Raw genomic sequence first — 13,917 nt, forward strand, 5'->3', positions numbered from 1 at the left:
TAGAATGAGCCTTAGAGCAAATCGAGTTGGAGAACAAATGAAAAAAGAACTGGGCGAAATCATCGGCAGGAAAATAAAGGACCCGCGGGTTGGATTTGTAACAGTCACCGATGTTCAAGTTACTGGGGATCTCCAGCAGGCAACCGTATTTATCTCAGTTCTGGGTGATGAGGAACAAAGGGAAAATACGCTTCGGGGTCTGGCTAAAGCAAAAGGCTTTATCCGATCTGAAATTGGCCAGCGAATCCGGCTGAGAAAAACGCCGGAAATTCTTTTCGAATTTGATGAATCAATCGACTACGGAAACCGTATAGAATCATTGCTCCATCAAATTCAGGACGAAGGCCGTTCCAAAGATGAGGATCGCTCCAATGAAGAAGAATAATGGAATGGATAGACATTTTGTCTATCCATTTTTTTCTAATTACAAGACAAGGTGGTACATGATATGGAAGGAATTTTGCCGCTTTTTAAACCTAAAGGAATGACATCCCATGATTGTGTCTTTAAGCTTCGGAAGATTTTGCGGATGAAAAAAATCGGCCACACTGGCACACTCGATCCAGACGTAACTGGTGTACTCCCAATCTGCCTTGGGAGGGCAACAAAGGTGGCTGAATACATAACAGATGCTGGAAAGTCATATGAGGGAGAAGTCACAATAGGCTTTTCTACGACAACAGAAGATGCATCAGGAGAAGTCGTGGAGAGAAAAGATGTTACAGCACCTATTGCCAGAAATCAAATAATGGATGCACTTCAAAGTCTGACCGGGGAAATTACTCAGACACCTCCTATGTTTTCAGCAGTAAAAGTGAATGGGAAACGCCTCTATGAATATGCAAGACAGGGAATAGAAGTAGAACGACCGTCCAGGAAAGTTACTATTTACTCTATCGAACTGCTCGATGGCAGAAAAATGTTTGAGGGTGAGAATATTACCTTCCGTTTCCGTGTAGCCTGCAGCAAAGGAACATATATACGTACTCTTGCTGTCATGATTGGAAGTGAACTTGGATACCCTGCTCATATGTCTGAGCTGGTCAGAATCCAGTCTGCCTCATTGACACTTGATGATTGCCTGACTTTTGAAGAAATAGAAGAAAGAGTGGAGAAGGGGACAATGGACGAGGTTCTTCGTCCTATGGAAGCCGCGCTTTCTCATTTGCCGAAATTTCAAATAAGTGATAAAGTAGCAGAGAAAGTAAAAAATGGGGCTGTATTAACTATCCCTGATCATTTGCATAACACTAAAGGGCCAATTGCAGTGGAAACAGAGGCAGGCCTCGTGCTGGCTATCTATGAGCATCATCCGCGCAAACCTGGGATGATGAAGCCAGTAAAGGTGTTAAGAAATGATCAATAAGCACTAGTTAAAAAGCTGTGCATTTTTATAGGTCCAGGCTCTGTAGAAAAAGGTGAATCAATAATATGGAAGTTATTCATATAAATCATCCCCATCGAATGGATAGAACCGTATTGCCTGAAATGGCAATAGCACTTGGATATTTTGATGGTGTTCATCTGGGTCACCAGAAAGTCATCCGTGAAGCAAAATCAATAGCGGAACAAAAAGGATTAAAAAGTGCTGTTATGACATTTGACCCGCATCCATCGGTTGTTTTGGGGAAAAGCGTTCAGCATGTGGAGTATATTACGCCTCTTGAGGATAAAATTGCTATCATGGCTGATTTGGGCATAGATTATTTGTTTATCATCAATTTTACAAGGGAGTTTGCAAATCTCCTGCCGCAGGAGTTTGTTGATCAATACCTGATTGGTCTTAATGCAAAGCATGTTGTAGCAGGCTTTGATTATTCCTATGGGAGAATGGGGCGCGGTACAATGGAAACACTATTGTTCCATTCAAGGGATCAATTTGATTATTCGGTCGTTGCAAAGCTTGCAAAAGAAGACGAAAAAATCAGCTCTACGCTTATAAGGAAATACATCCGGGAAGGGAAAACAGCTGAGCTTCCCGACCTTTTAGGAAGATATTATAAAACATCAGGTACCGTTATCCATGGCGATAAGAGGGGCCGTACAATCGGCTTTCCTACTGCGAACGTGGATGTTTCGGATGACTGTATCATCCCACCGCCAGGTGTATATGCTGTGAGATTCTTAGTAGATGGCAGCTGGTATGAAGGGGTATGCAATGTTGGCTACAAACCTACCTTTAATAAGGAAAAGGGGGACAGGCCATCGGTTGAAGTCCATATTTTTGATTTCTCTTCAGATATTTATAGCAGGAAAGTTACGGTTGAATGGCATAAACATCTTAGAAACGAAAGGAAATTTGCTGGCGTTCAGGAATTAATCGCCCAAATTGCGAAGGATAAACAGCAGACTGAGCAATATTTTGAGAAAAACAGGGTTTAGCCTTGCTTTTTGTCATAAAAAGTTGTATTCTAAGTAACGTACCAAATGAACCTTTGCTTGGCAAGTCGAGTCACCGACGCTTGCTCAGTAACAGGGGATTGAAAATTTAGGAGGTGAACCGGATGGCAATCACTAAAGAACGTAAAAATGAGCTAATCAATGAGTTCAAAACTCATGAAAGCGACACTGGATCTCCAGAAGTTCAAATCGCTGTCCTTACTGAAGAAATCAACAATTTGAACGACCATTTACGTACTCACAAGAAAGACCACCATTCACGTCGCGGTCTTTTGAAAATGGTTGGTAAGCGCCGTAACCTATTAACTTACCTTCGCAACAAAGACGTTGCTCGTTACCGTGAGTTAATTAATAAGCTTGGCTTACGTCGATAATCAACAGAAGCGGGATTTTTTCCCGCTTTTTTATTAGCTTTAAAAACTTGAATTTTGTTCCTAATCATGTACATACATAAGTTATTCTTATTTTAGCAAACGGAAAAATTGTGCATACTATAAGATGCCTAATTTTATTATGATTAAAGAGCATTTCATGCTTTTATATAAAACTGGACTGCTGGCAATGCAGAGGATATCAGTCTATGCTGATGTCATGGCAGGATTATCTGCAGCTAATGCAGGATAAATAACAATTGAACGGACCAGGCAGAATAGACGCCTGTCCTTAAGTGAAAGCAGAGAGGGGTACAAATATGGGACAAGATAAACATGTCTACAGCCTTGAGTGGGCTGGGCGCAAATTGACCGTTGAGATTGGCCAGCTTGCAAAACAGGCTAACGGTGCGGTTTTAGTGCGCTATGGCGATACTGTAGTATTAAGTACTGCTACAGCATCAAAAGAACCGAAAAATCTGGATTTCTTTCCGCTGACAGTTAACTATGAAGAACGTTTATATGCTGTTGGTAAGATTCCCGGCGGGTTTATTAAGAGAGAGGGACGTCCAAGTGAAAAAGCGATTTTGGCCAGCCGCTTGATTGACAGGCCAATCCGTCCATTATTCGCTGACGGTTTCAGAAATGATGTACAGGTTGTAAGCATGGTGATGAGTGTGGATCAAAACTGCTCATCTGAAATGGCTGCAATGTTTGGGTCATCATTAGCTCTTTCTGTGTCGGATATTCCATTCGGCGGACCGATTGCAGGAGTCAGCGTAGGGCGCATCGATGGAGAATTCATCATTAATCCATCTGTGGATCAGGCTGAAAAGAGCGATATCAGCCTGGTTGTAGCCGGTACAAAGGATGCAATTAACATGGTAGAAGCAGGTGCAGATGAAGTGCCTGAAGAAACAATGCTTGAGGCGATTATGTTTGGCCATGAGGAAATCAAACGCCTTATTGCTTTCCAGGAAGAAATTGCGTCTGAAATCGGCAAAGAGAAAATGGAAATTGTTCTATACCAGGTTGATCAGGACCTTGAGGCTGAAGTACGCGGCATCTGTGAGAAAGATATGATTCAAGCTATCCAGGTGCAGGAGAAGCATGCCCGAGAAGCTGCCATTAAAGCAGTTAAAGAACAAATTACAGCTAAATATGAAGGTGAAGAAGCAGACGATGACAAGCTGAAGCAAATCAGGCAGATTCTTGATAAAATTGTTAAAGCTGAAGTGAGGCGTCTAATCACAGAAGATAAAGTTCGCCCGGATGGACGCGGATTGGATGTTATCCGCCCGCTATCATCAGAGGTAGGCCTTCTGCCGCGCACACATGGTTCCGGTTTGTTTACACGCGGACAAACTCAGGCTCTGAGCATTTGTACATTAGGAGCTCTTGGAGATGTACAGATTCTTGATGGTCTGGGCATTGAAGAAGAAAAGAGATTCATGCACCACTACAATTTCCCTAACTTCAGTGTAGGTGAAACTGGGCCAATTAGAGGGCCAGGACGCCGCGAAATCGGACATGGAGCTCTTGGAGAACGCGCTCTTGAGCCGATCATTCCATCTGAAAAGGATTTCCCTTATACAATCCGTCTAGTATCAGAGGTATTAGAGTCCAATGGTTCAACATCACAGGCAAGTATTTGTGCAAGTACATTGGCAATGATGGATGCAGGTGTGCCTATTAAAGCGCCAGTTGCCGGTATAGCAATGGGTCTTATTAAATCAGGCGAGCATTATTCAATCCTGACAGACATTCAGGGTATGGAAGACCACCTGGGTGACATGGACTTCAAAGTGGCGGGTACATCCAAGGGTGTTACTGCCCTGCAAATGGATATTAAAATTGAAGGTTTGTCTCGTGAGATTCTTGAGGAAGCATTGCAGCAGGCGAAAAAAGGCCGCATGCAGATTCTTGATTCCATGCTGAGCACTATTGGGCAGCCAAGAAAAGAGCTGTCTGAATATGCTCCTAAGATTCTGATGATGTCAATTAACCCTGATAAAATCCGTGATGTCATTGGGCCAAGCGGAAAGCAGATCAATAAGATCATTGAAGAAACAGGCGTTAAGATTGATATCGAACAAGATGGCACAGTATTCATCTCATCTGTAGATGAAGAGATGAATCAAAAAGCGAAGAAGATTATTGAAGATATCGTACGTGAAGTGGAAGTTGGACAAATGTATCTTGGCAAGGTGAAACGAATTGAAAAATTCGGTGCATTTGTTGAAATCTTCTCCGGTAAAGATGGTTTGGTTCACATTTCTGAACTTGCTGAAGAGCGTGTAGGAAAAGTGGAAGATGTTGTATCCATCGGTGACGAACTTCTCGTAAAAGTTACTGAAATCGATAAGCAAGGCCGCGTAAACCTTTCCCGCAAAGCCGTATTGCGTGAACAGCGTGAGCAAAAGGAAAAAGCACAGCAATAATACTAACCTCTATTTAGAAGAGAAGCATTTTGCTGGGCTGAATTTCCTAGAAGCCAGGGGAAACCCTGGCTTTTTACATATACGAATATCCATGGGGGCGTTTGCCCTATACCTTTGTAATTTGCTTCCGTTCTACCTTGTCCCTTTGAATCATACTATGAATTGAAGGAGGCATGAAGAATGAGAAAGTTTATCCATATCGCCATCATGTTTGTTATGGCACTTGCTTTTATCAATAATCCTTTTACTGATCAGTATGTATCTGGCCTCAAACAGGAGACGGGAGCCGTACCTGTTTCCAAGTCTAAGGATTTACTTTATGAAGAGATTACAGCAAAAAAAGATGAATACAGCATTCCTGCACAGGATGCAAAAATAGACCGTGTATGGAAAGCCATTCCAGGGCTTAACGGAATTGAAGTAGATGTTGAGGCATCTTATAAAAAGATGAAATCAGAGAAGAGGTTCAATGAAGATAAGCTTGTATTTAAACAAATTGAACCGAAGGTGAAGCTAAAGGACCTCCCTCCGTCACCTGTATATAAAGGCCATCCCGATAAACCGATGGTCAGTTTCATTATCAATGTGGCATGGGGAAATGAATATTTGTCCGGTATGCTGGCAACTTTAAAGGAACATAATGTGTCAGCAAGTTTCTTTCTTGAAGGAAGATGGGTAAAGAATAATCCGGAACTTGCCAGAATGATTATGGATACAGGACATGAAGTGGGCAACCACTCGTACACTCATCCGGATATGAAGGTGATCTCTTCTGCTAAAACAAGGGAAGAAATCCAAAAGACAAATGATGTGATTGAAGCCACGATGGATGAAAAACTGAGTAAGCCCATTACATGGTTTGCTCCTCCAAGTGGCAGCTATAGAGATGAAACAGTGAAGATTGCTGCTGAGAAGAACCTCGGCACTGTTATGTGGACTGTTGATACAGTGGATTGGAAAAAGCCATCCCCGGATGTGCTGATAAATAGGGTGTTATCAAAGGTTCATAATGGAGCACTGATTCTGATGCACCCTACTGACTCCACCGAAAAATCACTCGATAGACTTATTACGGGGCTTAAGCAAAAGAACCTTCAGATTGGAACTGTATCCGAATTGTTAAGCGAGAAGAGAATCCAGAATCGGGAAAATAATAATCAGGATTTTGGAAAAAATAACAATAATAATATAAACTAATGGACGTATGTCTTTGGGTTTCAGAACAGGAGGAATTTACTTGATCAAGAAATATACATGCCAAAACGGAGTAAGAGTCGTACTAGAAAACATTCCAACCGTCCGTTCTGTTGCGATCGGAGTATGGATCGGAACAGGTTCACGAAACGAGATTCCCGAAAATAATGGAATCTCTCATTTCCTCGAGCACATGTTTTTTAAGGGAACGAAAACAAGATCAGCCCGGGAAATTGCCGAGAGCTTTGATAGCATTGGCGGCCAGGTGAACGCATTCACCTCAAAAGAATATACATGTTATTACGCAAAAGTACTCGATACCCATTCTGACTTTGCTCTTGAAGTCCTTTCTGATATGTTTTTTAACTCCACGTTTGTGGATGAGGAACTGAACAAAGAAAAGAATGTTGTTTATGAAGAAATCAAAATGTATGAAGACACGCCTGATGATATTGTACATGATCTTTTGAGTAAGGCAATCTATGAAAACCACTCTCTTGGCTATCCGATCCTTGGCACTGAGGGAACGCTAGCCACGTTTAATGGTGAAACATTAAAGCAGTATATGCATGAAACCTATACACCTGAAAACGTTGTGATTTCCATTGCCGGAAATATCGACGAGTCTTTCATCAAAGAAGTAGAAAAATATTTTGGATCCTATGAAGGCGGAAATAGAGAACGCTCAGAGCAGAAGCCAGAATTCCATTCAAACCATCTTGCCCGTAAAAAGGATACCGAGCAGGCACATCTTTGCTTGGGGTTCGAGGGGCTGCAGGTAGGGCATGAGGATATATACAATCTGATTGTTTTAAATAATATTTTGGGCGGAAGCATGAGCAGCCGCTTATTCCAGGATGTCAGGGAACAAAAAGGATTGGCATATTCTGTTTTCTCTTATCATTCTGCCTTCCAGGATAGCGGTATAGTGACGCTATACGGCGGAACAGGCGCTAAACAGCTGGATGTACTGTTTGATACGATTCAGGAAACTCTTGCCACTCTTAAAAAAGAAGGCATCACAGATAAAGAGCTGAATAACAGCAAAGAACAGCTTAAAGGAAGCTTGATGCTTAGCCTTGAAAGTACAAACAGCAGAATGAGCCGCAATGGCAAAAACGAACTTCTGCTGGGCCGCCATCGTTCTATGGATGAAATTGTAGAAGAAATCGATGCAGTTTCCATGCAAGGCGTGAATGACATGGCGAATTCCATTTTCACAGAGCATTACTCTGTGGCTTTAATCAGCCCGGAGGGAGAACTTCCGAAAAACCTTTAATAAATTTGATGTGTCCCGATTGCAAAACCGGAAATCAACATGAGAGAAACAGCCTGTATTCTGCAGGCTGTTTTCTTTTGTCTTGGACTTCTAAAAATTCTCCCAGAACGATAAAAATATAGAGAAAGAGAAAAGAGGAGGGCAGAGGATGAGATTAAGTGAGCTGAGCGGAAAGGAAATCGTGGATGTGAAGCGTGCGGAACGGCTTGGGGTGCTTGGGCAGACAGATCTTGAAATAAATGAAAAAAGTGGACAGATCCAGGCATTGCTCATTCCTTCATTAAAGTGGTTCGGCTTCAAGCGGCAAGGAGACGAAATTCGGGTATCATGGCAGCATATAAGAAAGATAGGCAATGACATGATCATTATTGATATTCCGGAAAATGATGGTCAGCAGGAATAATCTTGAAAGAAGGGCCGATTAGGTCCTTTTTGTTTTTTGGAATCTCATCTTCTTAATGTCTAAAAATTTCTTTCCACGCTGATCCATTTTCTTTTAAATGGAAAACTCACCTATTGCCCCCTTCATACATAAGATGTTGAAGTAGTTCAATACAACAATTCCCTTATGGTTATTAGATGAATTGCCGGCCAAAAAAAACGCCACATTTCGTTTAAGATAAATCTGCTTGTGCAATTGCTGTCTCGTGCCGCAGCTGTTGTATAGTGGCGATGCCGGTGCGAGGATATTTTTTACCAGGAGTCATGCGGTCATTGGCTTCAAAAATAAATGCTTTCTTAAAAAGAAAGAAAAAAGAAGGTGAGTGTTGCATGCTGACAGGAACCCAAATAGCAGTCATCGGCGGTGATGCAAGGCAGCTCGAAATCATCCGGAAACTGACTGAGCTTGATGCAAAGCTCTCATTAATCGGATTTGAGCAGCTGGATCATGCGTTCTCTGGTGCGGTAAAAGAAAAAATAGATGAAGTGGATTTTTCCCATATAGACGCGATTATTTTGCCTGTTCCCGGCACGGGCCTTGAGGGGCAGATTGAAACAATTTTTTCCAATGAAAAGGTGACTCTTGAAGAGGAAATTCTCTCGCAGACTCCAGCACACTGTACAGTTTATTCCGGCATAACCAACTCGTATTTAACAGGAGTTACCAAGTCGGCAGACCGCCGTCTTGTTCAATTATTTGAAAGAGATGATGTAGCCATTTACAATTCAATTCCAACAGTAGAAGGAACTATCATGATGGCGATCCAGCATACTGATTTCACCATTCATGGATCTAATATAGCCGTAATCGGCCTTGGCAGAGTTGGAATGAGTGTAGCAAGAACCTTTCGTGCACTGGGTGCAAAAGTAAAAGTAGGCGCGAGAAAAAGTGAACACATTGCCCGGATAACAGAAATGGGTCTTACCCCATTCAACCTGAAAGAGATTGAAGATGCTGTAAAAGATGTTGATATTTGCATAAATACTGCTCCTCATTTAGTTGTAACAGCGTCCGTCATTTCGAAAATGCCTACACATACGCTTATCATTGACCTGGCTTCAAAGCCCGGAGGAACCGATTTTCGCTATGCGGAAAAACGGGGAGTGAAAGCGCTGCTCGCACCAGGCCTGCCTGGAATCGTTGCTCCGAAAACAGCGGGGCAGATACTGGCGAATGTTCTTTCTCAATTGATTATGGAAGATTTGCAAAAGAGAAAGGGGAATACAAAATGAGTTTGAAAGGAAAAAGAATCGGATTTGGTTTAACAGGATCACATTGCACATACGATGCAGTGTTTCCGGAAATAGAAAGGCTCGTTCTTGCAGGGGCTGAAGTGCTTCCGGTTGTAACCTTTACGGTAAAGAGCACTGAGACTAGATTCGGGAAAGGGGAAGACTGGGTTCAAAGAATTGAAGATCTGACTGGAAATAAAGTGATCGATTCAATTGTGAAAGCGGAACCGCTGGGACCTAAGATACCTCTAGATTGTATGGTGATTGCCCCGCTAACTGGAAATACCATGAGCAAATTTGCCAATGCCATGACCGATTCGCCCGTCCTGATGGCAGCAAAGGCAACTTTAAGAAACGGCAAACCAGTTGTGCTCGGAATATCCACCAATGATGCATTGGGTTTAAACGGGGTAAACTTAATGAGACTAATGGCTACGAAAAATATTTATTTTATTCCATATGGCCAGGACGATCCTGTAAAGAAGCCAAATTCAATGGTGGCAAGAATGACAGCATTATCTGATACAGTGATTCATGCCATGGAAGGCAAGCAGCTGCAGCCTGTTTTAGTGGAAAGATATAAAGACGAAAGTTAGCCCCCTATTTTTTCTAGCAAAAATTTTTAGTCCTTTAGTGAACGAATATGTTAGAATAAAGGTTATTAAGATAACCAACCTCCAAGCTGTGTTTAATTTAATATTAACACCTTGGAGTAATGACAATATGCTGATAATATAAATGGAAGCCTGCCATCTTCAAAATCAGGCAGGAAAACGGCTGCCAATTGTATTTGGCTGCCGTTCTATTGAATTTTGGGCATATTGCTTTTTCACTAAAAAACTAATTTTGCTAGAAAAATATAATGGTACTGGAAGGGGAAAAGAAATTTGGAACAGAAAAAAGGATTTCATGTCGCGGTAGTTGGAGCAACTGGTGCAGTTGGTCAGCAAATGATTCAAACACTTGAAAATAGAGAATTTCCAATCTCTGAATTAACACTTTTATCATCAGCCCGTTCTGCAGGCTCGAAGGTAACATTCAATGGACAGGAGTATACGGTTCAGGAAGCAAAGCCAGAGAGCTTTAAAGGCGTGGACATCGCATTATTCAGTGCCGGCGGAAGCGTATCCAAGGAACTTGCTCCACATGCGGTTGAACATGGTGCCATTGTGGTAGACAACACAAGTGCATTCCGTATGGATCCAAATGTGCCTCTTGTCGTACCTGAAGTAAATGAAGACGACCTTCATACACATAATGGCATTATCGCCAATCCAAACTGTTCTACGATTCAAATGGTTGTAGCACTAAAGCCGGTTAAAGAAAAATACGGTTTGAAAAAAGTGATTGTTTCTACTTACCAGGCTGTTTCAGGTTCAGGAGCAGCTGCAGTTCAAGAGCTGAATGAGCAGACAAAAGCCATTATAAATAATGAAGAGTATGAGCCTGCAATTCTTCCTGTTAAGAGCGATAAAAAACACTATCAGATTGCTTTCAATGCGATTCCGCAAATTGATAAGTTTCAGGATAATGGCTACACTTTTGAAGAAATGAAAATGATCAATGAGACAAAGAAAATCATGCATATGCCAGGGCTGCAAGTGGCTGCTACATGTGTGCGTCTCCCGGTGGCAACCGGACACTCAGAGTCCCTTTATTTTGAAGTGGATACAGACGGCGTTGCTGCAAATGAAATAAAGAGCCTTCTTGAAAGTGCACCAGGTGTTGTCCTGCAGGATGATCCGGATAATCAGATTTACCCAATGCCTGCTGATTGTGTCGGTAAAAATGATGTGTTTGTCGGCCGTATCCGCAAAGATTTGGATGAGGATAAAGGCTTCCATATGTGGGTGGTTTCTGATAATCTTCTTAAAGGGGCTGCATGGAATTCCGTGCAGATCGCCGAAAGCTTAATTAAACTTGGAATAGTGAAATAGTTAACGTATTCTCTTTATGTTGAGAGGTTAGAGGTGTTTTAATGAATATCATCGTTCAAAAATATGGAGGCACATCAGTTCGCGATGAAAATAGCCGCGAACATGCGCTTAAGCACATAAAAAAAGCGCTGGCTGACGGATATAAGGTTGTTGTTGTTGTTTCAGCGATGGGCAGAAAAGGCGATCCTTATGCAACAGACACACTGCTTTCGCTTGTAGAAGGCAATAACAGCAAGATCAGCAAACGCGAAACGGATCTGCTTTTATCCTGCGGTGAAGTCATCTCAAGTGTCGTTTTTTCAAACATGCTGAATGAACATGGAATCACAGCAGCAGCTTTAACAGGGGCACAGGCAGGATTTAGAACAAATAATGATCATACAAATGCAAAAATTATCGATATGAAGTGCGACAGACTATTGAAAGAGCTTGAGAATCAAGATGTCATCGTCGTTGCAGGTTTTCAGGGTTCTTCTAAAACCGGTGATGTCACAACGATCGGAAGGGGCGGCAGTGATACCTCCGCAGCGGCTCTTGGCGCAGCCCTAAATGCCGAGTGGATTGATATCTTTACTGATGTGGAAGGCATCATGACTGCTGATCCGCGCATAGCCGAAAATGCACGCCCATTATCAGTTGTCACTTATACGGAAGTCTGCAATATGGCGTATCAGGGTGCTAAGGTTATTCACCCTCGTGCTGTCGAAATTGCCATGCAGGCCAAGATTCCGATCAGAATCCGCTCAACATACTCCGATAGTCTCGGAACACTTGTCACAACTTTGAATAAGAACAGGCGCGGGACAGATATTAAAGAGCGCTCCGTAACAGGAATTGCCCACGTATCCAATGTGACTCAAATAAAGGTTCTTGCGAAGAAAGATCAATATGATCTTCAGTCTGAGGTCTTTAAAGCGATGGCAAACCAGGGGATCAGCGTCGACTTTATCAATATATATCCAAATGGCGTCAACTACACGGTTACGGAAGAAATGACTGATAAAGCGATTAGTATTCTAAAGGGCCTGGGTCACGATCCACTGGTTGAAAGAGAGTGCGCAAAGGTTTCGGTTGTAGGTGCAGGAATGCAGGGTGTTCCTGGTGTGGCTTCACGAATTGTGACAGCATTGTCCGAGCAGGGAATTCGTATCTTGCAATCTGCAGACAGCCATACAACAATATGGGTTCTGGTGAAGCAGGCAGATTTGATAAAGTCTGTTAATGCATTGCACGATGCTTTTCGCCTGGAAGAAGATTTGGCAGAATATGAGAGAACAGACATTTAATCTAAGAAAAATATCATGTTTAAAAAGGGGAAGAAAGCCCTTCAGCGGTTAACGACGGATTTGCATCCTATTCGGCAGATCCGCCCGTTTCTTCCGGTCTTTTAAACATCTGCAAGGAGTGTAAACATGGTTCTATTTGGCCGAGTATCAACAGCAATGGTAACTCCATTCGATCATAAGGGACATATTGATTTCCCTAAAACAACACAGCTTATCAATCATCTTATTGAAAACGGTACAGATTCATTGGTTATTGCCGGAACTACCGGCGAGTCGCCAACATTGACCAAAGAGGAAAAGCTGGCATTATTCAAACACGCAGTGAAAGTGGCTGACAAACGTGTGCCTGTAATTGCAGGCACTGGAAGCAATAATACGTACGAATCCATTGAATTAACGAAAAAAGCAGAGCAAATTGGTGTAGATGCCATCATGATCGTTGCACCTTATTACAATAAGCCAAATCAGGAAGGGCTTTATCAGCATTTCAAGGCAATTGCAGAAAACACGAGCCTCCCAGTAATGGTTTACAATATTCCTGGACGCTCTTCGGTCAATATTCTGCCTGAAACGATCATCCGCCTTTCGGAAATTCCAAACATTGCGGCAGTTAAAGAAGCAAGCGGAGATCTGAATGCTATGGCAAAAATCATTGCCAATACGGATGAGGACTTTATGCTTTATAGCGGTGATGACGGCCTTACTCTTCCATGCATGGCAATTGGGGGAACTGGAATCGTGTCTGTGGCTTCCCATGTGATTGGCAATGAAATGCAGGAAATGATCACAGCTTACCTGAATGGTGAAAATGAAAAGGCTGCAAAAATCCATCAGAAAATTCTTCCGATCATGGAAGGCCTTTTTGCTGCCCCAAGCCCAGTGCCTGTAAAAACAGCGCTGCAGCTTAGAGGGCTGGATGTCGGATCCGTCCGTCTTCCTATGGTTCCGTTAACAGAACAGGAACGCAGCGCAGTTGCTGCCCTATTTAAATAATTCCGTGCTTGCCAACCAGTGTTTTGCTGGTTGGTTTTTATTTTTGTTAATAAGCCGTCTTTCGAGCTTCCATGAAACCAGAAATATAATGCCTTGAGATGAATGGCCATGGAGCCCGCATGAAGCCCAAAATCAAAAGCTGAAAGTGGAAATGGTCGTCATGGGTCTTCCAAGTACCCTAAACCAGAGCCAACATTTTTCTACAATGAAACTCTTTAAGTTTATGAGAAGGCAAAAGTATCTTGCCCGCCCTATTAAGCCCTATGTATAAATTTGGTTGTCATGGTTTTATGACTTCAAGTATAATATGGATAACTGATCTTGATCGGCTGAACATGCATG

Annotated in this window: 13 protein-coding genes; all 13 read left to right on the forward strand. The window is 42.4% G+C overall.

What is annotated here, in order from left to right; genetic code table 11:
* The first annotated feature begins 4 nt into the window (after positions 1-4).
* The 13 genes from rbfA to dapA all read left to right on the forward strand — a co-directional run bounded on the left by rbfA (position 5) and on the right by dapA (position 13,575).
* Positions 5-385, forward strand: a complete 381-nt coding sequence (rbfA, locus tag A361_RS09935) for a 30S ribosome-binding factor RbfA (protein WP_009330701.1) — start codon at positions 5-7, stop codon at positions 383-385.
* Positions 386-448: 63 nt separating this feature from the next.
* Positions 449-1,366 (forward strand): tRNA pseudouridine(55) synthase TruB, encoded by a 918-nt coding sequence (gene truB, locus A361_RS09940; protein WP_009330700.1) that lies wholly within the window; start codon positions 449-451, stop codon positions 1,364-1,366.
* Between the two features lie 65 nt (positions 1,367-1,431).
* Positions 1,432-2,382, forward strand: a complete 951-nt coding sequence (ribF, locus tag A361_RS09945; RefSeq protein ID WP_019381782.1) for a bifunctional riboflavin kinase/FAD synthetase — start codon at positions 1,432-1,434, stop codon at positions 2,380-2,382.
* A 122-nt stretch (positions 2,383-2,504) separates the two neighbouring features.
* The gene (gene rpsO, locus A361_RS09950; protein WP_009330698.1) at positions 2,505-2,774 is read left to right on the forward strand and encodes a 30S ribosomal protein S15; all 270 of its coding nucleotides are present in this window, start codon (positions 2,505-2,507) and stop codon (positions 2,772-2,774) included.
* A gap of 317 nt (positions 2,775-3,091) precedes the next feature.
* A complete protein-coding gene (gene pnp / locus A361_RS09955) occupies positions 3,092-5,212 on the forward strand; it encodes a polyribonucleotide nucleotidyltransferase (protein WP_009330697.1) in 2,121 nt (706 codons plus the stop codon).
* Positions 5,213-5,392: 180 nt separating this feature from the next.
* Positions 5,393-6,409 (forward strand): polysaccharide deacetylase family protein, encoded by a 1,017-nt coding sequence (locus A361_RS09960; RefSeq protein WP_019381784.1) that lies wholly within the window; start codon positions 5,393-5,395, stop codon positions 6,407-6,409.
* A 40-nt stretch (positions 6,410-6,449) separates the two neighbouring features.
* Entirely contained in the window at positions 6,450-7,685 is a 1,236-nt protein-coding gene (locus tag A361_RS09965) for a M16 family metallopeptidase (RefSeq protein WP_019381785.1), read from the forward strand.
* Positions 7,686-7,833: 148 nt separating this feature from the next.
* The gene (locus A361_RS09970) at positions 7,834-8,088 is read left to right on the forward strand and encodes a YlmC/YmxH family sporulation protein (protein WP_009330694.1); all 255 of its coding nucleotides are present in this window, start codon (positions 7,834-7,836) and stop codon (positions 8,086-8,088) included.
* 368 nt (positions 8,089-8,456) lie between these two features.
* On the forward strand, positions 8,457-9,359 hold the full coding sequence (gene dpaA, locus A361_RS09975) for a dipicolinic acid synthetase subunit A (RefSeq protein ID WP_009330693.1): 903 nt from the start codon (positions 8,457-8,459) through the stop codon (positions 9,357-9,359).
* Complete coding sequence (gene dpaB / locus A361_RS09980) at positions 9,356-9,955, forward strand: dipicolinate synthase subunit B (RefSeq protein ID WP_019381787.1); 600 nt, start codon at positions 9,356-9,358, stop codon at positions 9,953-9,955. The genes dpaA and dpaB overlap by 4 nt, the downstream gene beginning before the upstream one ends.
* A 291-nt stretch (positions 9,956-10,246) precedes the next feature.
* Complete coding sequence (gene asd, locus A361_RS09990; RefSeq protein WP_019381789.1) at positions 10,247-11,296, forward strand: aspartate-semialdehyde dehydrogenase; 1,050 nt, start codon at positions 10,247-10,249, stop codon at positions 11,294-11,296.
* Positions 11,297-11,337: 41 nt separating this feature from the next.
* Positions 11,338-12,582: an aspartate kinase gene (gene dapG, locus A361_RS09995; protein WP_009330689.1), complete on the forward strand. Its 1,245-nt coding sequence runs from the start codon at positions 11,338-11,340 to the stop codon at positions 12,580-12,582.
* 126 nt (positions 12,583-12,708) lie between these two features.
* The gene (dapA, locus tag A361_RS10000) at positions 12,709-13,575 is read left to right on the forward strand and encodes a 4-hydroxy-tetrahydrodipicolinate synthase (protein ID WP_009330688.1); all 867 of its coding nucleotides are present in this window, start codon (positions 12,709-12,711) and stop codon (positions 13,573-13,575) included.
* Positions 13,576-13,917: the final 342 nt, after the last annotated feature.

Origin of the sequence: Cytobacillus oceanisediminis 2691 (assembly GCF_000294775.2) — a bacterium.
Taxonomy (GTDB): Bacteria; Bacillota; Bacilli; order Bacillales; family Cytobacillaceae; genus Cytobacillus; species Cytobacillus pseudoceanisediminis.